Origin of the sequence: Roseateles amylovorans, assembly GCF_025398155.2 — a bacterium.
Classification (GTDB): Bacteria; Pseudomonadota; Gammaproteobacteria; order Burkholderiales; family Burkholderiaceae_C; genus Roseateles; species Roseateles amylovorans.
The window spans coordinates 2,246,833-2,271,109 of sequence record NZ_CP104562.2 but is presented as its reverse complement, the minus strand read 5'-3'; the positions used below and the strand labels follow the sequence as shown (position 1 = coordinate 2,271,109).

The following is a 24,277-nucleotide window of genomic DNA, read 5'->3' as shown; positions in this document are numbered from 1 at the left end:
TCGACCATGACCTTCCGTCTTCGCTGGACCGCCCTCGCCGCCCTCGCGGTGGCCGGCAGTGCCCAGGCCTATGACTGCACCAGCCTGCCCGAGTGGACCGCCAGCGGCGTCTACACCGGCACCTCCAACAGCTTCGCGAAACAGAACAACGTCGCCTACCAGGCCAAGTGGTGGACGCAGAACGAATCGCCCGCGACCCACTCCGGGCAGTGGGATGTGTGGAAATCGCTCGGCGCCTGCGACGCCACCGGCGGCGACACCACCGCCCCGACCGTCCCCAGCGGCCTGAGCTCCAGCAACATCACCACCAGCAGCATCACGCTGAGCTGGGGCGCCTCCAGCGATGCCGGCAGCGGCGTGGCCAACTATGAGCTGCTGCGCGGCGGCACGCTGATCGCCTCGCCCACCACCACCAGCTACACCGACACCGGCCTGGCTGCGGCCACCTCTTACAGCTATCAGGTGCGCGCCAAGGACAAAGCGGGCAATGCCTCCGGCCTGAGCGCAACGCTGCTGACCAGCACCGCCAGCGGCGCCTGCACCGCCCCGCCGGCCACGCCCAGCGGCCTGACCGCGCCCTCCAAGAGCAGCACCGGTGTGAACCTGGCCTGGAACAGCGTGGCCGCGGGCCCGAACTGCACAGTGCAGTACCGAGTGCGCCAGGCTTCGACCCAGGTCGCCCAGGTGGCGTCGACCAGCGCCAGCGTCACCAACCTGACGCCGGACACCGACTACAGCTTCAGCGTGGTCGCCTTCAACCAGGCCGGCGCGTCGCAGCCGTCGTCCGCCATCACCGTGCGCACCGACAAGACCACCGCCGGTGGCGAGAAGGTGCTGCTGGGCTACTTCGCCCAGTGGGGCATCTACGGTCGCAACTACCAGGTGAAGAACATCGACACCAGCGGCTCGGCGGCCCAGCTCACCCACATCAACTACGCATTCGGCAATGTGCGCAACAACCGATGTGAAGTGGGCGTCATCGTGCCGAGCGACGCCAACACCGGCGCCGGCGGCGATGCCTTTGCCGACTACAGCAAGTCCTTCGCCGCGGACCAGAGCGTGGACGGCGTGGCCGACAGTTGGAACCAGCCCCTGCGCGGCAACTGGAACCAGCTGAAGAAGCTCAAGGCCAAGTATCCGAAGATCAAGGTGTTGATCTCGCTGGGCGGCTGGACCTGGTCGCGAGGCTTCTCCAGCGCGGCGCGCCCGGAGAACCGGGTGGCCTTCGTCCAGAGCTGCGTGGATGCCTACATCAAGGGCAACCTGCCGGTGACCGACAACGCGGGCGGCCAGGGTGCTGCTGTCGGCGTGTTCGACGGCATCGATCTCGACTGGGAGTATCCGAACGCCTGCGGCCTGGCCTGCGGCGCGCCGGAAGATCGCGAGAACTTCACCGCCCTGCTGGCTGAGTTCCGCAAGCAACTCGATGCGGTGCGGCCGGGCCTGCTGCTGTCGATCGCCTCGGCGGCCGGCGTGGACAAGGTGCGTCAGTACGATCCGGACAAGGTCCATCCGTACCTGAACTTCATCAATGTGATGACCTACGACTTCCACGGCGGCTGGGACTCGATCACCGGCTTCCATTCGGCGCTGTACGGCTCGACGGCGGATCCGTCCACCGGCGACATCCGTTCCTACAACACGAATGCGGCGATGCAGGCCTTCCTCGACAAGGGTGTTCCGGCCTCCAAGCTGAATGTGGGGATCGGCTTCTACGGCCGCGGCTGGACCAATGTGCCGAGCGCCAACAACGGGCTCTACCAAAGCGGCACACCGGCGCCGGCCACCTATGAGGCGGGCAACGAGGACTACAAGGTGCTCAAGGCCCTGCCCGGCTACACCAGCTATGTGGACAGCCAGAGCCGCGCGCAGTGGATCTACAACGGCAGCACCTTCTGGAGCTTCGACACCCCGGTGCAGATCGCCGAGAAGATGAGCTATGTGAAGGCCAAGGGCTTCGGCGGCGCCTTCTTCTGGGAGTTCAGCGGCGACGACGCCCAGGGCTCGCTGGCCAAGGCCATGGGCAATGGCCTGAAGTAATCACGCCAACCCGGACCGGGAGACCGCCGCAGAGGCGGCTCACCGGTTCGCGCTGAACCTCGTCGTTGGGGATGGGGCGGTCCGTCGGACCGCCCCTTTTTTCATTGGGAAGCGGTGGACAAGCGGCGAGCAACCCACTACGGGCGCAGGTCCGACAGCGCGTCCGCATGCAGCAGGCCCCACGCGCACACGGCGGCGGCGTCGTGGCTGAAGTCGCCGGCAGCGAGCCGGGCACACAGGCTTTCCAGATCGAGGGTCAGGAACTCGCTGACCTCGCCATCGCCATTGCGCGGCACGAAGCCGCTGGGCATCGTCAGGCTGAACACGTGCAGCACTTCGTGATGCAGGCCTTCCGGCTCCATGCGCCGACTCAGCAGCGCACCGCGGGCCTGCAATCCGTGGCTCAGGGCCATCGGGATGCCGGCCTCCTCCTGCAGTTCACGGCGGGCGCAATCCACCAGGCTCTCATCGGCCGTCAGGCCGCCTGCGGCCAGGTTGTCCAGACGCCCGGGATCGGTGGCCTTGCTCAGGGCGCGCCGCCCGCACACCAGCCGCGCCCCCGGCAGAAAGCCGTTGATGTGCACCGCGCGGCTCATCAGGCCGAAAAAGCGAAAAGCCGCTCGTTCCAATCGGAACAGCGGCTCGCCGGGGGGTGTGCAGGGATCGTCGACTGGGGCCTCGCCAGCGAAGCGCTCGTCGCGCCAGCCCTGGATGGCGCCGACCTCGCGCAGCCGCTGCGCGGCCTCACCGATCTGCTCGGAGCGCGCATCCACGTCCAGATCGGTGGCCCGCCAGACCCAGGCGCCCTCATGGAGGACCAGGTCCGGCCAGCAACGCGACAGCACCGCATCGCGCATCGGATGCAGGTACCCGAGGACGAGGTCGCCCAGCTTGAACGGGCGCAGGCCGGTGGGCACCGGCTGGCAAACCTGCGAGAGGCTGCGACGAAGAACTTTGGCTTGAAGCGAAGTGATGACCAGGGACATGCGCCCATTGTCCACACGGGCCTCGACCGGCGCGGGTCAAACCAATGACCCGACGAAAGTCCGAATGAATGACCCGACGAAGGCCCGAACGAATGGCCCAACGAATGGCCCAAGAAATGGCCCAAGGATTCGCCCAAGGATTCGCCCAAGGGTTGGCCCAACGAATGGCCACAGGTTGGATCACCCCACTGAGTGCCAAAGGCGTGCCAAAGAAAAAACCCCGCCAGCTTGCGCTGACGGGGTTGATCTGGTGGGCGGTGCAGGGTTCGAACCTGCGACCCCTGCCGTGTGAAGGCAGTGCTCTACCGCTGAGCTAACCGCCCGGTATCTGTACCGGGTTTCCTGAGGACAGCTGAGCCGACCGTGAATCTGTTCTTACTGCCACGTCGATGATCATCGACGCAACCTGCAGATCTGGTGGGCGGTGCAGGGTTCGAACCTGCGACCCCTGCCGTGTGAAGGCAGTGCTCTACCGCTGAGCTAACCGCCCGGATTTAGTTATTTCACTAATCCGGTTCGGCTGTCCGGGAAAGAGCGAGATTATGCCATGGAAAAATGCGCTCGATCAACAATCTCATCACTTGATCGCAAACAGATCGCTGTGTCCATTCAGTCGATCTGCCGGTGCGTGATCCGAGACGGCTGAGCGCGGGTGATCCCAACTCCGCGCCTGCCCTGCTCCACGCTCAGGCGGCGGGCGCGGCAAGCGCCACCGGCGCGCTCTTCCAGATGCGCTTGCCACCGCTGGCCTTGTCCAGATCGGCCAAAGCCACCTCGTGCGCCGCAAGCTCGGCCTCAGTGGGCAGCAGGACCGGCAGATCGAAGGCGCTGAGATCGATCGCGGCGATCTCCAGCTCATGACCTTGTCCCGGCGTGGCGCTGGCGTTGTCGTCGATGACCAGCGAGTCCTGACCCCGCGTGAGCCGGATGTAGACCTCGGCCAGCAGCTCGGCATCCTTGACCGCGCCGTGCAGGCCGCGGTTGCTGTTGTCCACCTCCAGTCGGCGGCACAAGGCGTCCAGGGAGTTGGCCTTGCCGGGGAACATGTCGCGCGCCATGAGCAGCGTGTCGCGCACGCTGTCCACGCACTCATGCAAGGGCGCGCGGCCGCAGCGCTTGAGCTCGGCGTTGATGAAGGCCACGTCAAAGGATGCGTTGTGCGCCACCAGCTCCGCATCGCGGATGAACGACAAGAACTCGTCGACGACCTGCGAAAACTTCGGCTTGTCGGACAGAAACTCGCTGCTCAGCCCGTGGACGCGGAAGGCCTCTTCCGGCATGTCGCGCTCGGGATTCAGATAGAAGTGCAGATGGCGACCGGTCAACTGCCGGTTCACCATCTCCACGCAGCCGATGTCCACGACACGGTCGCCCGATTCGGGATTCAGGCCGGTGGTTTCGGTATCGAAAAAGATCTGTCTCATCACTCTTGCCTCAACGTCAGGCGTCAATCAAAGCACCGCCCCGAGGGAGCCCGGCGGTTCATGGGCGGGGTGAAGCGAAGCGTCGCTCAGGCGCTCGACGCAGCCTGCGGTGCCTTGGCGGCACGGCGGTAGGCCCACACCATCATGACGATGCCCGCCACGATCATCGGCACGCTCAGCCATTGGCCCTGACTCCAGCCCAGCGCGCGCAGTCCGAGGAAGTCGTCCGGCTCCCGGAAGTACTCGGCGATGAAGCGCATCAGCCCATAGCCGATCAGGAACAGGCCGGACATCGCGGCCATCGGTCGCGGCTTGCGGGAGAACAGCCAGAGCACCACGAACAACAGCAGCCCCTCGCCCAGGAACTGGTAGAGCTGCGAGGGATGACGCGGTGTCAGCACGGCGTCATGCGCCTGCGGAAACACCATGGCCCACGGCAGGCCCGGGTCGGCGGGACGCCCCCACAACTCACCGTTGATGAAGTTGCCCAGCCGCCCCATGGCCAGCCCGGTCGGCACGCAGGGCGCGATCAAGTCGGTCACCTCGAAAAAGCGATAGCCCCGGCGCCAACCGAAGAAGGCCATCGCCAGGATCACCCCCAGCAGCCCGCCGTGGAATGACATGCCGCCCTGCCACACCGCCAGGATGTTGCCCGGGTGACTGAGGTATTCCATCGGCTTGTAGAACAGCACGTAGCCGAAACGGCCGCCCAGCACCACGCCCAGCACGCCGTAGAACAGCAAGTCGTCCACATCACGACGGGTCCAGCCGCGCGCGGCATGCCACGGGCGAGCAACCTGCCGGTTGGCCAGCACCAGGAACAGAACAAACGCGGCCAGATAGGTCAGGCCGTACCAATGGATCGGCCATTTCCAGATATGGAAGGCCACCGGGTCGAACTGGGGATGCACCAACATGCGCAAAGGTCCTGAAGTGCGTCGTGACGACGCCGAGGAAAGCGAGGCGGCCGGCCAACGGCCACCCGCAAAAGCCGCGAATCATACGACCCCATGCGCAGCCGATCACCGGGTGATGCCGGTCGATGGGCACGGTCCCGAGGTCGTTGCAGCAGAACTGATCGGATCCAGTTCAGGTGGCCGCACCGAGTTCAGCCAGCCGACGCTTGCAATCTTCCACGCTGCTCGCGCTGGCTCGCCGGTGGGCAATGGCGCGCTCGAAGGCCGCGCGGGCGCCCGCCTTGTCACCCTTGGACTGCAGCGCGATGCCCTGCCGCTGATCCAGTGCCAACTGCTCTGCGCCGCGCAGGCCCTTGGCGCGCTCGAAGGCGGTCACTGCGCGGTCGTACTGACCCATCGCGTCCAGCACACGACCCAGGCCATACCAACCCATGGCCTGCTGCGGCTGGTTCTTGATCAGTTCCTCATACCAGGCCTGTGCCTTGGCATGCTGGCCGTTGTGCATCCATTGACGTCCGAGGTCGCTCCAGGACAGCCGAAGTTCGAGCAGCAACTCCGGACGCTGCGTGCGCACCGCGCGCAGCTCGCGCTCCATCGTCGACCAGTCCTTCTTCGATGCAGCCACCCGCGCCCGCAGCAGATGCACCTGATCCGGGTCCTGCAGGCCCTGCTCCAACGCCCGGGCCTTGGACTCGCCGCCGCCGATGAAGCTCGGCAGCGCCAGGTAGTACTGTTGCATGGCGCTGCGAGGCTCTGGCGCATCGGGCAGCAGCGTCATGGTCTTCTGCATCAGGTCACTGACCTTGCCCAGCGCACCCAAAGCCTTGAACTTGCTGCCGCTGCGCACTTGCATCACCTGGGCCAGCGCCAGCGCATAGCTGCAGCTGGCCTCTTGCGGGTGGCGCTCCACGCACTGTTCCAGTCGCTGGATGTTCTGGCGCAGGGCCGCCGGATCCGCCAGATCCAGCTGCGCGAGCGCCAGCGCCGCAATCGCCTGCGCATCTTCGGGCTGCGACTTCAGACGCTGGCTGGCCAGCTTCTCCAGGTCGTCGGCCTGCCCGGCATCCAGCAGCGACTGGATGTCGGCATCCTTGAAGATCGCGGCTTGAGCCGGTTGCGACAGCCAAGGGCCCAGCGCCGCAACCAGCAGGGCGATCGCGCCCACCGCTCGCCGCAGGCCGGTGAGGCGCGGCTCGCCCCGATCGAGGCCACTCGAGATCCCGGAGGGTTTGGTCATCAACTTCACTGCACTTCCCTTTCATCCGAATCGCCCGCGTGGGCGATCTGCTCGCGCACATGGGCGACAAAACGTTGCACCACCGGCGGTGCATCCTCGCGCCAGATCAGGCTGGTTTCGCACGAGGGTACCCGCACACCGGGCCATGGGTGATAACGCACACCCGGCCGCTGCAGTGCACACACCGAGGCCGGTACCCAGGCAACGCCCATGCCTGCGGACACCAGGTTCACGATCGTCTGCATCTGGATCGCTTCCTGCGCGATCTGAGGCGTGGCGCCATGCGCACGATAGAACCCCAACAAGGCATCGAACAGCGAGGGGGCGATCTCTCGGGGGAACACCACGAGCGGCAGCTGCAGCACCTCCGCCAGCGACGGTCCCGCCTCCCGCGCCGACCGGGCGGTCCGCCGCAAGCCGCTTTTGGCTGGTCGTGGGTCGATGGTGCGGCGTCTCGCTTCATCCGAGCCCTTCGGCGCGTCGGTACGGTGGGCGTTGGTGGTCAGTTCCGTGTTGGCCGTGTGACCGAGTGATGTCCCGATCGTCGTCGCGACGGTCCCCAGCGACCACGCCTGCGCATGCGCCAACACCAGCGGTTCACGGGAGACCCTCAGGCGCCGGAAGCCGTCCGGCGCCGCACCCGGCGCATGAATGACAAAGCCCGCATCCAGCTCACCGCTGTCGAAACCGCGCAGTTGGACGTCCAGCGTCGCTTCCTTGAGATTGAAACTGACGCCGGGCAGGGCCTCGCGGAACAGACGCAGCCACCGTGGCATGTCACCGAATCCGACGGTCGAGACAAATCCCAGGTTGAGCCGCCCTGCCTCGCCGCTGTGCGCGGCCCGCACCCGCGCCGGGATCTGGTCGGCCAGTTCCACCAGCCGGCCGCTGGCCTCCACCAGGGCCTGACCGGCGGCGGTCAGAGCAACGGTGCGGCTGCCGCGGGACAGCAGTTGCGCGCCCAGCTGCGCCTCCAGCTTCTGGACGGCCAGGCTCAACGGCGGCTGCGTCATGTGTAGCCGCTCGGCCGCACGGCCGAAGTGGAGTTCCTCCGCCAGCACCAGGAACTGCCGCAGGGGACGAAGCTCGATCATTGATATGCGCCACAAATCAAAACAGCGCCAACTATATATTGGACCCTCGAATGCAGACACCGCATACTGCCCGCTCCAAGCAGCCTGCCAGGACCCGCGCCATGACCGACGCCACCCAGAACAACGCCACCAGCGCCAACGCCGCCCCCTCCTCCGTCGACCCCGAGCACGCGCCCAACCGCCGTTCCCGGCACATCACCGAAGGCGTGGCCCGCGCGCCCAACCGCTCCATGTACTACGGCATGGGCTATCAGGAGACGGATTTCGGCAAACCGATGATCGGCGTGGCCAACGGCCATTCGACGATCACGCCCTGCAATTCCGGCCTGCAGAAATTGGCAGACGCGGCGGTGATCGGCCTGAAGGCCGCCGGCGCGAATGCCCAGCTGTTCGGCACCCCCACCATCTCCGACGGCATGGCCATGGGCACCGAGGGCATGAAGTACTCGCTGGCCTCGCGGGAAGTGATCTCCGACTGCGTGGAAACCTGCGTCGGCGGTCAGTGGTTGGACGGCGTGATGGTCATCGGCGGCTGCGACAAGAACATGCCCGGCGGCATGATGGGCATCCTGCGCGCAAACGTGCCGGCCATCTACATCTACGGCGGCACCATCAAGCCCGGCCACTACAAAGGCCAGGACCTGAACATCGTCAGCGTGTTCGAGGCAGTCGGCCAGTTCAGCGCCGGCAAGATGAGCGAAGAGGACTTCTGCCAGATCGAAAAGCGCGCCATTCCCGGCAGCGGCTCCTGCGGCGGCATGTACACCGCCAACACGATGAGCTCGGCCTTCGAAGCCCTGGGCATGTCGCTGCCCTACTCGTCGAGCATGTCCAATGTCGAAGACGAGGTGGTCGACAACGTCAAGAAGGCCTCGGCCCTGCTGGTGGAAGCGGTCAAGGCCAACCTGAAGCCGCGCGACATCGTCACCAAGAAAGCGATCGAGAACGCCGTCGCAGTGATCATGGCCACCGGCGGCTCCACCAATGCGGTGCTGCACTTCCTGGCCATTGCCCATGCCGGCGAGGTGGACTGGACCATCGACGATTTCGAGCGCATGCGCAAGAAGATCCCGGTGCTGTGCGACCTCAAGCCCAGCGGCCGCTTCCTGGCGGTGGACCTGCACCAAGCGGGCGGCGTGCCGGCGGTGATGAAGGAATTGCTCAAGGCCGGCCTGCTGCACGGTGACTGCATCACCATCACCGGCAAGACGGTGGCGGAGAACCTGGCCGAGGTCCCGGACCTGTCGCCGGACCAGCAGGTCATCCGCCCGGTGGACCAGGCGATCTATCCGCAAGGGCATCTGGCGATTCTCAAGGGCAACCTCTCGCCCGAGGGCTGCGTCGCGAAGATCACTGGCCTGAAGAATCCGGTGATCACCGGCCCGGCGCGGGTGTTCGACGATGAGCAGTCGGCCCTGGCCGCCATCATGGCGGGCAAGATCGTCGCGGGCGATGTGATGGTGCTGCGCTATCTCGGCCCCAAGGGCGGACCGGGCATGCCCGAAATGCTGGCGCCCACCGGCGCACTGATCGGTCAAGGTCTGGGCGAGAGTGTCGGCCTGATCACCGATGGTCGGTTCTCGGGCGGCACCTGGGGCATGGTGGTCGGCCATGTGGCGCCGGAAGCCTACGAAGGTGGGGCGATCGCACTGATCCAGGAAGGCGACCTCATCACCATCGACGCCCTGAAGCTGCTGCTGCAGCTCAATGTGGACGATGCCGAACTGGCACGCCGCAAGGCCGCCTGGCGGCAGCCCGCACCGCGCTATACGCGCGGCGTGCTGGCGAAGTTCGCCAAGTCCGCCTCCAGCGCCAGCTCGGGCGCGGTGCTGGACAAATTCGACTGAACGCGCCGCAATGAATCACGAAGAGCCGCCCAGAGCGGCTCTTTCCTTTGGCGCTACCGCGAGGACTTCGGCTCAGCGGCGACGGCGGGTCTTCTCGTCCTTGCCCATGGCGACCATGGATTTCTGACGGCGGGCTTCTTTGCGCTCGTCCAGCTTCTCCATCTCCTTGCGCTTGGTGTAGCCGGTTTTGTCGGCGAATTCCCACCACAGCACCGCGGCCAGGAACGGCGACAGCACCCACCACCAACTCAAGTCACCCACCGGCCCCACTTCGCCAAGTTTGAGCAGTAGCAACAACACACCTATGACGATCAACCACATCTCGTTTCTCCTCGCGACCCTCGCCAGCGCAGCGGCGTCCCCAACACTACAATCGCCCGAGCCCGGCCAACGCCCCAGCCACAAGAACCGTCTGATGCGGATGCTTGTCGACAGGGCGAACCGTTTCCTCCCGGCAGGATCTGAAAGGATGCCATGAAAAACGCCTTGATCGCCTGTGCGGCACTTGCCGCCTCAGCCGTTTTCTCCCCCGCCTTCGCCAGCCCGGAGCTGGCCCAGAAGAAGAACTGCATGGCCTGCCATGCGGTGGACAAGAAGCTGGTCGGTCCGGCCTACAAGGACGTCGCTGCGAAGTACGCCAGCGACAAGGACGCCGTCAAGAAGCTCTCCGAGAAGATCATCAAGGGGGGCTCGGGCGTCTGGGGCCCGGTCCCGATGCCCGCCAACGCGCAAGTCAGCCCGGCAGAGGCCGAGCAGCTTGCCAAGTGGGTGATGACACTGAAGTGAGTCGGTCCGGCTGGGCCATGGCCCGGCGCTGACCACGCGGGCGACACCGGATGTCGCCCCCGACCAAAAAAGGCCCCTCCAGGGGCCTTTTTGCTTGGCGGGCGCCGATCCGGTGAGCGACGATCATCGGTCTGCGGTGCGGTCCCCACGGACGCTGTTCGACAGTTGTGAGCAGGCGTTGCAGTGATGTCATCTTGTCGATCCGTCGACCAACTGTCGCATTTTCCCGTCATGAGACCCCGCCGCCGACCGCGGCACGCAGCAGGTTGCGAAGCGCCTGATGCTCGCCCTCCATGTGCAGCATCTCCTTGGCCAGGTTGACCTGCATGGCGATGCGGGAGATGTCCATCACGCTGGCATCGAGCGAGTAATGCCCGCGAGACTTGAGCCAACCCAGCACATGCGACAGATGCCAGACCGACGATGCATTGCCCTCATGCATCGGCGGCGGAAAGCTGGACGCATGGGTGAGCATGAGCTTGCGCATGTTCTGGCGCGAGACCCCCACCAGTTCGGCCACATCGGTCAGCCCGACCAGATCGGGACCGACCTCGATCAGACGCACCGAGGGCACCGCTCGCTTCACCGCATGGAGCGCGCCCAACACCGCAGCGTCCGCGTTGGGCGCGGGGCGGATGAATGACAGCGACAGCCGCCCCGGCTGGCCGGTCCGGATCAGCGCATCACCGCATCCCGTCTCGATGAGTCGTTCAACGACATCATTCCGATCACTGTCCTCGGCGGACAGCTGGTATTTGAGATGGAAAGCAAACTCCACGAACGACTCCTTGCGAATTTCCCGACGACGAAACTCCGGACAGGCCGGAGGTTGCTCCGATGAGCCCTGTATCGAGCTTCCGGAGCGGAGCGCCGCATTCTTCGCCCATGCCTTCATGAGTTCCACAGCACGATCAAGTACGGCGCACTTGGTTTATGGCAAGTGGGAGTCATCGCCCCACGGAGTTCCGTGTGGCAAGCCCGAACAAGCAAAGAAAAAGCCCCGCCAAGGCGGGGCTTCGTGTCGGCGGGGTTGACGGCTGTGTCAGTAGGCCTGACCGAGTTGTTCCAGGATGGCGGGGTTCTCCAGGGTCGAGGTGTCCTGGGTGACAGTCTCTCCCTTGGCGACCGAACGCAGCAGTCGTCGCATGATCTTGCCGCTGCGGGTCTTGGGCAGGTTGTCCCCGAATCGGATGTCCTTGGGCTTGGCGATCGGACCGATCTCCTTGGCCACCCAGTCCCGCAATTGCTTGGCGATGGCCTTGGCCTCGTCGCCACTGGGACGCGGACGCTTGAGCACGACGAAGGCGCAGATCGCCTCACCGGTCGTGTCGTCGGGGCGCCCCACCACCGCGGCCTCGGCCACCAGCTCGGTGCAGCCGACCAGGGCCGACTCGATCTCCATCGTGCCCATGCGGTGGCCGGACACGTTCAACACATCGTCGATCCGGCCGGTGATGGTGAAGTAGCCGGTCTTCTCGTCGCGGATCGCACCGTCGCCGGCCAGGTAGTAGCCCTTCAGCTCGGGCGGGTAGTAGCTCTTCTTGAAGCGCTCCGGATCGCCGTAGATGGTGCGGATCATCGACGGCCACGGCTTCTTGACCACCAGGATGCCGCCCTGCCCGTTCGGCACATCGTTGCCGGTCTCGTCAACGATGGCGGCGGTGATGCCCGGGAAGGGCAAGGTGCAGGAGCCCGGCACCAACGGCGTCGCACCCGGCAGCGGCGTGATCATGTGGCCGCCGGTTTCCGTCTGCCAGAAGGTGTCCACGATCGGGCAGCGGCCGCCGCCCACATGCTGGTGGTACCACTCCCAGGCAGCCGGATTGATCGGCTCGCCGACCGAGCCCAGGATGCGCAGCGAGGTCAGGTCCGAATGCTTCGGATGCACCGCATCGTTGGTTTCCGCGGCCTTGATCAGCGAGCGGATGGCCGTCGGCGCGGTGTAGAAGATGGTGACCTTGTGCTTCTCGATCATCTTCCAGAAGCGGGCCGCGTCGGGATAGGTCGGGATGCTTTCAAAGACCATCTCGGTGCCGCCCAGCGCCAGCGGACCGTAGGTGATGTAGGTGTGGCCCGTCACCCAGCCGATGTCGGCGGTACACCAGAAGATGTCGCTGTCCTTGAGGTCGAAGGTCCACTTGGTGGTCAGCGCCGCATGCAGCAGGTAGCCGCCGGTGCTGTGCTGCACGCCCTTGGGTTTGCCGGTGGACCCGGAGGTATAGAGCAGGAACAGCGGGTGCTCCGCCTCCACCCACTCGGGAGCGCAGGTGGTCGGTTGATCGGCCACCACCTCATGCAGCCACTGATCGCGGCCGGCCACCCAGCCCACCGTGCCGCCGGTGCGGCGGTAGACGATGACGTCCTTGATCGTCGGGCAGCTGTGATCGGCCAGGGCCTCGTCGACGATGCTCTTGAGCGGCAGCGACTTGCCGCCGCGTTGCTGCTCGTCGGCCGTGAGGATCATCACCGCGCCCGCATCCTGGACCCGGTCCCGCAGCGATTGGGCCGAAAACCCGCCGAACACCACCGAATGCGTCGCGCCGATGCGGGCACAGGCCTGCATCGCCACCACGCCTTCGATCGACATCGGCATGTAGATCACCACGCGATCGCCCTTCTTGACGCCGCGCGCCTTGAGCGCATTGGCCAACTGGCACACCTTGGCCAGCAGCTCGGCATAGGTGACGCGGGTGACGGCGCCGTCATCCGCTTCGAAGATCAGCGCCACCCGATCGCCGCGGCCGGCGTCGACATGGCGGTCCAGGCAGTTCACGCTGGCGTTGAGCTGACCGTCCTCGAACCATTTGAAGAAGGGGGCATCGCTGTCGTTCAGCACCTGGGTGAAGGGCTTTTGCCAGGTCAGCAGTTCGCGCGCCAGGCGAGCCCAGTAGCCGGTGTAGTCGGTCTCGGCTTCCTTGCACAGCGCTTCATAGGCGGCCATGCCGGACACATGCGCGCCTTGGACGGCGGACGCGGGAGGGGGATAGATCTTGTCGCTCATGGCTTTGTCTCCGGTGCTGGCGGGATCTTGAATCGTGCGCCGCGACTTTGCGGTTTCACACTGACGATCGCCTTACTCTTGTAGAAGAGCGCCTTCATCCAAGCCAGCCCCGAGATGCGCGACGCGACCGCCCCGCGCACATGACGCTGTGGCAGTCGATGCTCTCACTAAAATCGCCTGGTTGGGCGTTGACCTGCCCGTTATCACTCAAAGGATTTACCCGATGTCCGATCGCCCCATTACCCGGAAACACTCCCCACTGGCCGCCGTGATCTTCGGCAGCCGCTGGCTGCAACTGCCGCTCTACCTGGGACTGATCGTGGCGCAGGCGGTGTATGTCTTCCAGTTCTGGACCGAACTGGTGCACCTGGTCGAGGCGGCCTTCGGCAACCAAGAGGCCCTGCAACTGCTGGTCAAGAGCGTCGGCTACCGGGCCGAGGTGGTTCAGGACGGCGTGATGAAGCTCAACGAGACCATCATCATGCTGGCGGTGCTGGCGCTGATCGATGTGGTGATGATCTCCAACCTGCTGATCATGGTGATCGTCGGCGGTTATGAGACCTTCGTGTCACGCCTGAAGTTGGAAGGGCATCCGGACCAGCCGGAATGGCTGGACCATGTCAACGCCTCGGTGCTCAAGGTCAAACTGGCGACGGCGATCATCGGCATCTCGTCCATCCACCTGCTCAAGACCTTCATCAATGTGCAGAACCTGAGCGAGCAGACGCTGATGTGGCAGACCATCATCCACATCGCCTTCCTGCTCTCCGCCCTGGCGATCGCCTACACCGACCGCTTGCTCTCGCACGACAAACACTGACACCGCATCGACGCCGCCCCGGGCGTGAAACCCGCCTGGGCGGCGCACGGCGCCGTTACCCGCCGGCCCTGCAGGGGCTCGCCGGCGACGCTGCCGCAAGATGGCAATCCAACCGGAACCCGACCGGACCCCGACGGGCGACCCACCGTCGGCTCGAACGGCCGTCCAACCAGCTACCCACGAGCCACCAACGAGCCACTGCCCAACGAGAAGAGCCTGGGATCCGCGAGGATCACAGGCTCTTTGTCTTGGCGCTCCCAGCGGCGGGTGCCCGCCCTACAGGCCCAAACCGGATACCGGAGGTGCCAAAGCGGGCTGCAGCGCATCCACCCGGCGCAACCGCAGCGGCCAGTGAGGCTGCCAGTGAGGTCGCCAGTGGGCCGCCACCGGGGGCTCCGGGTGGCGGCCGTCAACGAGGCTCAGCGCCCCGACTTGCGCATCAGGATCAAGGTGCCGATGACGCCCGACAGGATCGACCCGCCCAACACGCCAAGCTTGACCCGGGTCTCATAGTCCGCCCCCAGCCCGGTGAAGGCCAGGCCGCCGATGAACAGGCTCATGGTGAAGCCGATGCCGCACAGCACGCAGACGCCGAAGAACTGCACCCAGTTCGCGCCGCTGGGCTTGTTGGCCAGACCCAGCCGGATCATCAGCCACGAACTGCCGAACACGCCCACCGCCTTGCCCAGCAGCAGGCCCAACGCGATGCCCAGGGACACCGGATGCAGCAGATCCGCCGGATCCAGGCCCCGTAGCGAGACACCCGCATTGGCAAAGGCGAACATCGGCAGCACCAGGAAGGCCACCCACGGGTGCAGACCGTGCTCCAGCGCCTCGGCGGGCGAATGGCCGCGGCCGTCGTCGGACGGGATGAACAGCGCAGTGGCCACACCCGCCAAGGTCGCGTGCACGCCCGACTTCAGCACGCAGGTCCACAGCACCAGGCCGACGATGATGTAGACATCGGTGCGCATCACCCGTGCCCGATTCAGCCCGAACAGCACCAGCAGGCAGACCGCCGCCACGCCCAGCATCACCGGTGAGAGGTGGTGGGTGTAGAACAGGGCGATCACGACGATCGCCCCCAGGTCGTCGATGATCGCCACCGCGGTCAGGAACACCTTCAGCGAGGTCGGCACCCGGCTGCCCAGCAGCATGACGATGCCGATGGCGAAGGCGATGTCGGTGGCCGCCGGGATCGCCCAACCGCGCAGACCGGCCGGGTCGCCCCAGTTGATCGCCGCATAGATCAGCGCCGGCACCGCCATGCCGCCCAAGGCCGCGATCGCCGGCAACACCGCCTGGGAGCGCTGCGCCAGCTCGCCGCTGACGAACTCGCGTTTGATCTCCAGCCCGACCAGGAAGAAGAACACCGCCATCCACAGGTCGTTGACCCAGACGATCAGCGGTTTGGCCAGCACCAGCCAATCGCCGCCGATCCGGACCTCGCCGGGAATCTGGGTGAATGCGTGGTAGGTGCCTGCCCAATCCGAATTGCTGATGATCAGCGCGGCCAACGCGGCGATCGCAAGCACGATGCCGCCGGCGGATTCGCTGGCGAAGAAACGTTTAAGCCCTGGCGTCAAGGAATGGGTCCTCCTGAAATGTCGAATGCATCGAGCGACGTCGATGCAAGAAGGGGGCAGTAAAGCAGGCGATTCTGCCGGCGTCGATCGCCTGTCGACGTCAAAACGGCGGCAAATCGGCGCCAAAAGCCTGCCACCGTGACTCCGCTGTGCGTCGCGCGCCCACCCGGTCCCGCCGTGCGCGGCCCTTGCAAGGGCCGATGGTTCGGGCCGGCTGGCCCCGCCATGGCGCGTCGTGGATCGACGCCGTGTTGTTCACCGTGAGGTGATCAGCCGCAGCCCCAGCCCCACGAACACCAGCCCGGCGATCCGATCCAGCCAGCGTCCGGCGCCTGGGGTGCGATTCATCCATGCGCCGATCGACCCCGCGAAGTAGCCCAGCAGCCCGAACAGCACTGCGGCCTGTGCGGTGAACAGCAGTCCCAGCAAGCCCAATTGAAGCGCCACCGGACCTTGCGCCGGCACGACGAACTGCGGCAGGAACGACAGGAAGAACAGCACCACTTTCGGATTGATCGCATTGGCGACCATGCCCTTGGCGAACAGCTTGAGCAGCGGCTGCTCGCTGGCCGGCCCACCGCTCTGCACCCGCGCCGCGCCGCTGCTGCGCAACGCTTGGACGCCCAGCCACAGCAGATAGAGGCCGCCCGCCCATTTGAGCGCGGTAAAGGCCACCGGTGAGGCGGCCACCAGCGCGCTCACGCCGATCACCGCCAGCACGGTGTGGCTGAGACAGCCCAGCGCACAACCCAGGCCGAAAGCGATGCCCTGGCGCCGCCCCCTGGACATACCCATGCTGAGCACCATCAGGTTGTCCGGCCCCGGCGACAGGGTCAGGAGCACGGCGGCGATCAGGAAGGCGAAGGTTTGGGCGAGCGTCAGCATGGCGGCGATGATAGTCAGCTCTGCCGTGAGCGCGGACTCGACACCGGTGCGCTGGCCAAGCTACCGGTCAGAGGTGGCCGTGAGATTGGGCGCCTTTCCGGTGTCGAAGAACCGCGCCAGGCAAGGCCCGCCGTTGTGGCCGAACTTGACTTGGAACGCCTGCTGATCAATCTGACTGGAAAGGTCATAGAGCTTGCTGTTCTGGCCGTCGATGACATGAATCCCGCCATCCTCGGCACGCACGACGTTCATCGCGTGATTGGCTACCGCGGTCCCGCGCTGAGGCACGCTGATGATGCCGCGCCGACCGGGCGCGATTTCCTGCTTGATCAGGTCCTCCATGCTGGCGTCCTTGGTGACCGACCTCGGATCCTTGCCTTGGGGCGGCAGGTTGCCGGCGGACGTCTCACTGGCGACCCAGAACTGGGTCGGCGCGCCCGATGAGAGCGCCTCGAGGTTCTGATCGGCCGCCTTCGAGCAATACACGCAATTCTGTTTCAGCGCCGCCGGCCCGGACCCCGTCGCCGCCCCGAACGCATTCCGCAACATCCCGGAAAGGAGATTGGGATTGACGTTTTCCGCGACGAACTTCAGCGATTCCGCATTCCCTTGTTGGGCCGCCGCGCCAAAGGCGGCCACCTTGCTGGCGTCTTCCTTGATGCCGTGGGAGAACGTCGCGGAATCCCGCAGGTTCCACTGAGTGTGGCCACCCTGACCAGTCGCCCTTGACGACACCGCCGGCAGGCTGACGCGGCCGGCCGTCGAGCTCGATCGTGGGGACACCCGTGTGGCCAAGCCATGGGGGTTGAGGGCGGGTTGTGCCCGCTCTGCCGAAGGTCGGGCCGGACTGTCGGCAACGGGCACACCGTCCGTGGACATCGCGGTGTGAACATGGCCGCTGGCGCTGGAGGTTGGGCTGATGGGCATTGAATGATGGTCGCAATGCGCGTTGCAGCTCTGGGCCTTGGGAACGAAGGGCTGAGTGGCCATGCGAATCGCGCGACGGCTTGCCGACAGGTCCCGTTACCGCAGCCCCACCCATGCCGATCCAGGCAAGTCTTGAAACCGGCTGATACGGGGCCCATGCAAACCCAGGTCGGGTGACTAACATCGCCCGCACTTCAGCGTCGGCCTGTCCCAAGCGCCCCGCTCGGAGCCCTCCAGGAGGAAAGGCCCCCATGCGCCCGTTTCGCTACACACCGCTCTGTCTGGCCCTGATTGCAGGCGCCGGATTCACGCCGCTCGGCCATGCCGCCGAACTGGCTGCCGGCCGCTACACGGTGCGCTCTTCATTCAGCAGCCTCTGCCTGTCGGTGGACAACAACTCGAACGCAGAAGGCGCCAACATCGTCCAATGGAGCTGCGACAACGCGGCCGCCCGCCAGTTCGATCTGCAACGCGACAGCCAGGGCTTCTACCGGCTGGTGAATGTCAACAGCGGCAAGGTCGTGGACGTGCAGGACATCTCCACGGCCAACGGCGCCAACCTTCACCAGTGGACCTGGCTGAACGGCGACAACCAGCGCTTCACGGCGCAGGACCTGGGCAGCGGCAAGTTCTACGTCCGCTTCAAGCACAGCAACAAGTGCATGGACGTCGGCAACGCCAGCCGCTCGGCTGGCGGCGGCATCGGCCAGTGGGAATGCAACGGCGGCGAGACGGAGAAGTGGATCTTCGTGCCGGTGGCCGGGGCGCCCGCTCCGGCTCCGGCTCCCGCGCCAGCCCCCAGCCCCCGTTACGCCCTGCGCTCCAATTTCAGTGGCCTGTGCCTCGCGGTGGCCGGCCCATCAACGATCAGTGGCGCCGACATCGTCCAGATGAGCTGCAACAACTCGGCGGGCCGGCTGTTCGACCTGGTGCGTGACGCCGAAGGCTTCTACCGCCTCGTGAACGTCTACAGCGGCAAGGCGGTGGAAGTGGACGGCGTCTCGACCGCCGACGGCGCCAACGTGCGCCAATGGCAGTTCGTCGGCGGCGACCACCAGCGCTTCTCGCTGGACAACCTGGGCGGCGGCTTGGTGAACGTCCGCTTCAAGCACAGCAACAAGTGCCTGGACGTCGGCAACTTCAGCAAGGCCGAAGGCGGCCACATCGGACAGTGGAGCTGCAACGGCGGCGACACGGAGAAGTGGACGCTGATCGCCGCCGCGCCCTCGCCCGCTCCGAGCCCAGCACCTGCACCTGCACCGGCTCCCGCACCGTCACCAGCGCCGGCTCCATCACCGGCCCCCGCACCATCACCGGCTCCAGCACCATCACCGGCTCCAGCGCCGTCACCGGCTCCTCCACCATCACCCGCTCCCGCGCCCTCACCGGCGCCGGGGCCTTCTCCGGCTCCGGCCCCCGCCCGTGGTGCCGCCGTGCCGTGGGTGGAATATCAGGCGGAGGACGGCCAGACCAACGCGCAGATCCTGGGCCCAAGCCGCCAGAAGTGGGACGCCAACCATATCGAATCCGAAGCCATCGGCCGCAAGGCGGTGCGCCTGAACAAGACCGGCGACTATGTCTCCTTCAAGACCACCCAGGCCGGCAATGGCGTGGTGGTGCGCTATTCGATTCCTGACGCGCCGAACGGCGGCGGCATCGATGCCACGCTGGGCTTGTACGTCAACGGCATTCGCGTGAAGTCGCTGCCCCTGACCTCACGCTACAGCTGGTCCTACCAAGGCGGGCTGATCGGCGATCCGATCGTCGACAAGCCGGCGGCCCAGCCGCACACCTTCTTCGACGACGTGCGCACGCTGCTGCCGGACAACATCCCTGCCGGCGCGACCGTCATGCTGCGTCGCGACGCGCAGGACACGGCCGGCTTCTATGTCATCGACCTGGTGGACATCGAACCGGTGCCCAAGGCGCTGACGATGCCGGCAGGCTTCACCTCGGTGACCGCCTTCGGCATCCAGCCCAACGATGGCAAGGACCACGCCAACGACCTGCTGCGCGCCATGCGCTCGACCAGCAAGCTGTGGTTCCCGCCGGGCGACTACCTGTTGCAGAAGATCGACGGCGGCAACATCGGTCTGGACAATCCCGGCATCGAGGTGCGCGGCGCGGGCATGTGGCACACCAATCTGCGGGGCCCGAAAGCGCTGTTCTTCTGCTACGGCGCGAGCGCCCGATGCGTGTTCGGCGACTTCTCGATCCTGGGCGAATCCAAGGCCCGCGCCGAGGAAGCCGAAGGTGTGCAGAAGGCTTTCGCCGGCCCGATGGGCACCAACAGCCTGATCGAGAACGTCTGGATCGAACACGTGGTCGGCGCGATCTGGGTGGGCAACGATCCGCCGAACCAGACCCAGCCGACGCAGAACCTGACCATCCGCAACTGCCGGATCCGGAACATCTATGCGGACGGCATCAACTTCGACAACGGCACGTCCAACTCGCTGGTTGAGAACTGCCACCTGCGCAACACCGGCGACGACGCGCTGGTGGTGTGGTCGATCAAGTGGACCGACTGGGTGAAGGAGAAGACCTACCAGATGGGCGACAACTTCATCGCGCCGGCCGGCAGGAACGCACCCGACCAGGGCCAGGTGATGAACAACGTCTTCCGCAACAACACGGTGCAGATGCCGTGGCGCGCCAACTGTTTCGCGGCCTACGGGGGTGCGAACAACGTGTTCAAGGACAGCGTCTGCGAGGACGTGCTCACCTACCCAGGCATCCTGATCGATAACGAGTTCAGCCCCTACCCGTTCGGGCCATCGACCACCATCTTCAGCAACATCTCGCTGATTCGTGCGGGCGGCCCGATGTTCCTTGAGGGCACGGCCAATCCGTGGCAGCACGGCGCGCTGAAGTTCTACCTGCGCGAAGGCGATGTGAACGACGTCCTGGTGGAGAACCTGGACATCATCGACCCGACCTACTCGGGCATCGAATTCCGCGGCTTCGGCACGCCCTTTGTGTCGCCCGGCGAGAAATTCCATCCGGACCTGCTGCGTGATGCCGACAACGCGAAGTTCCGCAACGTGACGCTGAGGAACATCCGCATCACCAATCCCGGCAAGTACGGCATTGAGGTGACCGACAACGGCGGTCGAGGCGCGGTGAATTTTGACGGCGTGGTGGTCACCAATCCGGCCCTCGGCGGCTTGAAACAAGGCACCGCGCCGAACAGCTTCTTCGTCCGCGGTACGGGTAACGCCGGCTGGTGACATGGCGACGTATGGCAGAGCGAAGACGACCGACGCGCCTTCGCCAAGAAGGAGGATGCACTGCCGCCCCAACCAGCTTTGGGTCTCTGATTTCACCTACGTCTCGACCTGGCAGGGTTGGTCCATGTGGCCCTCGTGGTGGACGTCTTCAGTCGGCGCATCGTGGGTTGGCGCCAGAGCAGTTCGATGAATACCGAGTTTGTTCTGGATGGGCTGCAGCAGGCGCTGTATGACAGCCAGTCGTCCGACGATGGCACTCTGACCCATCATTCCGACAGAGAGCAATACCTGTCCATTCGCTACAGCGAGCGACTGGCCGAAGCGGGCATCGAGCCCTCGGTCGGGTCCAAGGGTGACAGCTGTGACCTTGCCCTGGCCAAGAGGATCAACAAGCTCTATAGGGCCGAGGTCCTTCATCGCCGGGGTCAATGGAAGACGAAACAGGAATGGGTCTCTTGGTTCAACCGCAACCGCCTGATGCAATCCTTGGGATACATCCCACCAGCCGAATTCGAAGCTAATTACCATCAACAAAGCGCTGGTCAGGCCGCGACCGTCTGACTAAACCAAATGGCCTCTTCGGAACCCGGGGCGGTTCGCTACTGCCCTGCTCTACCTGTTCGCCGGTTGTTCAAAGCATCAACAAGATTAACGATGCACGCTTTCACAAAACCGATAAATTCAGGAAGAAACTTCCTCGGGAAAAGCGATGCAAAAATCTCTCATAATTTTCCTCTCGTTGCCGCTATCTGCGTGTAGCGTATTCACGCCACCAATTGAGAAGCCCGTAATAGAAGATAGAATTCAATCTGGGTATTTTGGACCGGTCTCGATTGGCATTCTTTCTCTTACTCCAGAGCGTCGTACAGTTTTGTATAACTTCAAAACACGTCGATTCTGTGCCGAAAATCCAACCGAGGTGGGAATTGACTTAGCTTCAGCTAGAAAGGCCGTAGCTGCCTTAAAGGTCGCGGAAAAAGGCGAGGCGGAGGTAGGTATCGCTCTTGCGATGGCTAGCAACAATCAAGTTTTGAATCGCCGCACTCAAGGGCTTCAACTCTACCAAGCAAGTTCCTTCACGCTCTGTCAGATGTACCTTAATGAGGCGATATCACCCGAGGAATTTCTAAAGACCCAGTTGGTTATACTTGCTAGTGCTGGAGCGCTAATTTCACAGGAATTGGCACGAGAGGAATCGAAGACCACAGCGGTTTCGGGTCCAGCGCGAGCTGCCACCTCCCCAGCCGACGCTGCGAAAGACTTGCTTACCCGCGTTGACTCTGTAACTGTTCGGCCTGCTGCCCCTCCTGCCTCGGCAGCGTCTGAAGCTAATTAGCTCCGCAGCACAGCACGGTGAATCAACCCGGGTTGATTCAAAGTGTTGTCGCCGCTCCAAACGAGATTAGGCGCGGCCGGCGTGAAGCGTCGCTGATCCAGGTCTGGTACTACGGGCAAGTGGTGCCGGCCGTCGGTGGTCACCACCAACTTCTTCTTGCCCTTGGCCTGGACGCCGTGCCGTTGCATCACCAGGCGCAAACGGTCCTTGCCCACCCGCACGCCGCGAGCCAACAGTTCCTTGCGCATCTGCGGCCATCCGTACTCGCCTCGAAGTTGTTCGTGGGTGGCTTTAATGTGCGCCAGCAAAGCCTTGTCACTTTGGCTGCGGCCTGGCCCTTGGCTCCGCGCCGCTGCAAGGCTTCCCATCAGAAGTGCCCGCTGGGGCTAACCTCCAGGAATCCTCCTGCCCTCTGACAGCCCGCCGCTTATCTGCGCAATAAGCCTCAGGATCCGAGCGAGGACCTGACCACACCGCTTCCCCAGCGTCAGCAGGGTGTCGGCTCAGGTAGCGATAATGCGCGCTTGCGTCACAGAGACCCGCCACCATGACCACCACGATCCGCCACGCCGACCTCGTCGAAAGCGTCGCCGCCGCGCTGCAGTACATCAGCTACTACCACCCGGCCGACTACATCCAGCATCTGGCCCGCGCCTATGAGCGCGAGCAGAGCCCGGCGGCCAAGGACGCGATTGCGCAGATCCTGACCAACTCCAAGATGTGCGCCGAAGGCCGTCGCCCCATCTGCCAGGACACCGGCATCGTCAACGTGTTCCTGAAGATCGGCATGGATGTGCGCTTCGCCGATTTCCCCGGCTCGATCGAGGACGCCGTCAACGAGGGCGTGCGCCGCGCCTACCACCATCCGGACAACAAGCTGCGTGCCTCGGTGCTCGCCGATCCGATCTTCGAGCGCAAGAACACCAAGGACAACACGCCCGCCGTCATCAGCATGAGCCTGGTGCCCGGCAACACCGTCGACGTGATGGTCGCGGCCAAGGGCGGTGGCTCCGAGAACAAGAGCAAGTTCGTGATGATGAACCCCAGCGACAACCTGGTCGACTGGGTGCTCAAGACCGTGCCGCTGATGGGCGCGGGCTGGTGCCCGCCCGGCATGCTGGGCCTGGGCGTCGGCGGCACCGCCGAAAAGGCGATGCTCATGGCCAAGGAGTCGTTGATGGAAGACATCGACATGTATGAACTCCTGGAACGCGGCCCCCAGAACAAGCTGGAAGAGCTGCGCATCGAGCTCTATGAGAAGGTCAATGCGCTGGGCATCGGCGCCCAGGGCCTGGGCGGCCTGACCACGGTGCTGGACGTCAAGATCAAGACCTATCCGACCCACGCCGCCTCCAAGCCGGTCGCGATGATCCCCAACTGCGCCGCCACCCGCCACGCCCACTTCGTGCTGGACGGCGCCGGCCCCGCCTACATCGATCCGCCCAGCCTGGACCTGTGGCCCGACGTCCAATGGGCGCCCGACTACAACAAGAGCAAGCGCGTCGACCTGAACACGCTGACCAAGGCCGAAGTCGCCAGTTGGAAGCCGGGCGACACCCTGCTGCTCAACGGCAAGATGCTCACCGGCCGCGATGCCGCCCACAAGCGCATCCAGGAAATGCTGGCCAAGGGCGAATCGCTGCCGGTGGACTTCACCAACCGCGTGATCTATTACGTCGGCCCGGTGGATCCGGTGCGCGATGAAGTCGTCGGCCCCGCCGGCCCGACCACCGCCACCCGCATGGACAAATTCACCGACATGATGCTGGAGCAGACCGGCCTGATCGCGATGATCGGCAAGGCCGAACGCGGCCCGGTCGCGATCGAGTCCATCCGCAATCACAAGTCGGCCTACCTGATGGCCGTCGGCGGCTCGGCCTATCTGGTGTCGAAGGCGATCAAGCATGCGCAAGTCGTCGGCTTCGCCGATCTGGGCATGGAAGCCATCTATGAATTCGACGTGGTCGACATGCCGGTCACCGTGGCCGTCGATGCCGGCGGCACCAGCGCCCACATCACCGGCCCGGCCGAATGGCAGGAACGCATCGCCTCCGGCAAGGCCGTGAAGATTCCGGTCAACGCCGGCTGATCGTCACTGCGCCCTCCGGCACGCGGCCATCCGCGTGCCTGCAAACGGCCACCTTCGGGTGGCCGTTGTCGT

At 65.0% G+C, this 24,277-nt stretch carries 18 protein-coding genes, 2 tRNA genes and 2 pseudogenes; 8 read left to right on the top strand and 14 right to left on the bottom strand.

What is annotated here, in order from left to right; all coding sequences use genetic code 11:
* The first annotated feature begins 6 nt into the window (after window positions 1–6).
* Window positions 7–2,040, top strand: a complete 2,034-nt coding sequence (locus N4261_RS09735; protein WP_261759955.1) for a glycosyl hydrolase family 18 protein — start codon at window positions 7–9, stop codon at window positions 2,038–2,040.
* A gap of 137 nt (window positions 2,041–2,177) precedes the next feature.
* Here the strand turns inward: N4261_RS09735 and N4261_RS09730 are convergent, their stop codons facing one another.
* The 7 genes from N4261_RS09730 to N4261_RS09700 form a co-directional block, all read right to left on the bottom strand.
* On the bottom strand, window positions 2,178–3,026 hold the full coding sequence (locus tag N4261_RS09730) for an NUDIX hydrolase (RefSeq protein WP_261759954.1): 849 nt from the start codon (window positions 3,024–3,026) through the stop codon (window positions 2,178–2,180).
* Window positions 3,027–3,274: 248 nt separating this feature from the next.
* Window positions 3,275–3,349: transfer RNA gene (locus N4261_RS09725), tRNA-Val, on the bottom strand.
* 92 nt (window positions 3,350–3,441) lie between these two features.
* Window positions 3,442–3,516 (bottom strand) — tRNA-Val (locus N4261_RS09720).
* A 196-nt stretch (window positions 3,517–3,712) separates the two neighbouring features.
* Window positions 3,713–4,450 carry a DNA polymerase III subunit epsilon gene (dnaQ, locus tag N4261_RS09715; protein ID WP_261759953.1) on the bottom strand — a complete coding sequence of 246 codons (738 nt, stop codon included), beginning with the start codon at window positions 4,448–4,450 and terminating at the stop codon, window positions 3,713–3,715.
* A gap of 86 nt (window positions 4,451–4,536) precedes the next feature.
* Complete coding sequence (lgt, locus tag N4261_RS09710) at window positions 4,537–5,367, bottom strand: prolipoprotein diacylglyceryl transferase (RefSeq protein ID WP_261759952.1); 831 nt, start codon at window positions 5,365–5,367, stop codon at window positions 4,537–4,539.
* 172 nt (window positions 5,368–5,539) lie between these two features.
* Window positions 5,540–6,604 (bottom strand): tetratricopeptide repeat protein, encoded by a 1,065-nt coding sequence (locus N4261_RS09705; RefSeq protein ID WP_261759951.1) that lies wholly within the window; start codon window positions 6,602–6,604, stop codon window positions 5,540–5,542.
* A gap of 5 nt (window positions 6,605–6,609) precedes the next feature.
* On the bottom strand, window positions 6,610–7,698 hold the full coding sequence (locus tag N4261_RS09700; protein ID WP_261759950.1) for a LysR substrate-binding domain-containing protein: 1,089 nt from the start codon (window positions 7,696–7,698) through the stop codon (window positions 6,610–6,612).
* Between the two features lie 101 nt (window positions 7,699–7,799).
* On the opposite strand from N4261_RS09700, the gene ilvD reads away from it, so the two are divergent.
* Complete coding sequence (ilvD, locus tag N4261_RS09695) at window positions 7,800–9,545, top strand: dihydroxy-acid dehydratase (protein ID WP_261759949.1); 1,746 nt, start codon at window positions 7,800–7,802, stop codon at window positions 9,543–9,545.
* A 72-nt stretch (window positions 9,546–9,617) separates the two neighbouring features.
* On the opposite strand, the gene N4261_RS09690 is transcribed toward ilvD, so the two are convergent.
* The gene (locus N4261_RS09690; RefSeq protein ID WP_261759948.1) at window positions 9,618–9,866 is read right to left on the bottom strand and encodes a TIGR04438 family Trp-rich protein; all 249 of its coding nucleotides are present in this window, start codon (window positions 9,864–9,866) and stop codon (window positions 9,618–9,620) included.
* Window positions 9,867–10,019: 153 nt separating this feature from the next.
* On the opposite strand from N4261_RS09690, the gene N4261_RS09685 reads away from it, so the two are divergent.
* Window positions 10,020–10,331 (top strand): c-type cytochrome, encoded by a 312-nt coding sequence (locus N4261_RS09685; RefSeq protein WP_261759947.1) that lies wholly within the window; start codon window positions 10,020–10,022, stop codon window positions 10,329–10,331.
* A 229-nt stretch (window positions 10,332–10,560) separates the two neighbouring features.
* Here the strand turns inward: N4261_RS09685 and N4261_RS09680 are convergent, their stop codons facing one another.
* Together N4261_RS09680 and acs are read right to left on the bottom strand one after the other, a co-directional pair.
* Window positions 10,561–11,109, bottom strand: a complete 549-nt coding sequence (locus tag N4261_RS09680) for a helix-turn-helix transcriptional regulator (RefSeq protein WP_261759946.1) — start codon at window positions 11,107–11,109, stop codon at window positions 10,561–10,563.
* Between the two features lie 264 nt (window positions 11,110–11,373).
* On the bottom strand, window positions 11,374–13,332 hold the full coding sequence (gene acs, locus N4261_RS09675; protein WP_261759945.1) for an acetate--CoA ligase: 1,959 nt from the start codon (window positions 13,330–13,332) through the stop codon (window positions 11,374–11,376).
* 223 nt (window positions 13,333–13,555) lie between these two features.
* Between acs and N4261_RS09670 the strand changes: the two genes are divergently transcribed.
* The gene (locus N4261_RS09670) at window positions 13,556–14,152 is read left to right on the top strand and encodes a TIGR00645 family protein (RefSeq protein WP_261759944.1); all 597 of its coding nucleotides are present in this window, start codon (window positions 13,556–13,558) and stop codon (window positions 14,150–14,152) included.
* 419 nt (window positions 14,153–14,571) lie between these two features.
* On the opposite strand, the gene nhaA is transcribed toward N4261_RS09670, so the two are convergent.
* The 3 genes from nhaA to N4261_RS09655 form a co-directional block, all read right to left on the bottom strand.
* A complete protein-coding gene (gene nhaA / locus N4261_RS09665; RefSeq protein ID WP_261759943.1) occupies window positions 14,572–15,738 on the bottom strand; it encodes a Na+/H+ antiporter NhaA in 1,167 nt (388 codons plus the stop codon).
* A gap of 255 nt (window positions 15,739–15,993) precedes the next feature.
* Window positions 15,994–16,623 (bottom strand): LysE family translocator, encoded by a 630-nt coding sequence (locus N4261_RS09660; RefSeq protein ID WP_261759942.1) that lies wholly within the window; start codon window positions 16,621–16,623, stop codon window positions 15,994–15,996.
* Window positions 16,624–16,683: 60 nt separating this feature from the next.
* The gene (locus N4261_RS09655) at window positions 16,684–17,613 is read right to left on the bottom strand and encodes a hypothetical protein (RefSeq protein WP_261759941.1); all 930 of its coding nucleotides are present in this window, start codon (window positions 17,611–17,613) and stop codon (window positions 16,684–16,686) included.
* A gap of 188 nt (window positions 17,614–17,801) precedes the next feature.
* On the opposite strand from N4261_RS09655, the gene N4261_RS09650 reads away from it, so the two are divergent.
* From N4261_RS09650 to N4261_RS09640, 3 genes and pseudogenes are all read left to right on the top strand, one after another.
* On the top strand, window positions 17,802–20,780 hold the full coding sequence (locus tag N4261_RS09650; RefSeq protein ID WP_261759940.1) for an RICIN domain-containing protein: 2,979 nt from the start codon (window positions 17,802–17,804) through the stop codon (window positions 20,778–20,780).
* A 64-nt stretch (window positions 20,781–20,844) separates the two neighbouring features.
* Window positions 20,845–21,341, top strand: a pseudogene (locus tag N4261_RS09645) (DDE-type integrase/transposase/recombinase); the annotation flags it as partial.
* Between the two features lie 148 nt (window positions 21,342–21,489).
* Window positions 21,490–22,116, top strand: coding sequence for a hypothetical protein (locus N4261_RS09640; RefSeq protein ID WP_261759939.1), 627 nt, complete (start codon window positions 21,490–21,492; stop codon window positions 22,114–22,116).
* Window positions 22,117–22,157: 41 nt separating this feature from the next.
* Here the strand turns inward: N4261_RS09640 and N4261_RS09635 are convergent.
* A pseudogene (locus N4261_RS09635) lies at window positions 22,158–22,436 on the bottom strand (IS3 family transposase); the annotation flags it as partial.
* 227 nt (window positions 22,437–22,663) lie between these two features.
* Between N4261_RS09635 and N4261_RS09630 the strand changes: the two are divergent.
* Window positions 22,664–24,205: a fumarate hydratase gene (locus N4261_RS09630; RefSeq protein WP_261759938.1), complete on the top strand. Its 1,542-nt coding sequence runs from the start codon at window positions 22,664–22,666 to the stop codon at window positions 24,203–24,205.
* The last annotated feature ends 72 nt before the right edge of the window (window positions 24,206–24,277 follow it).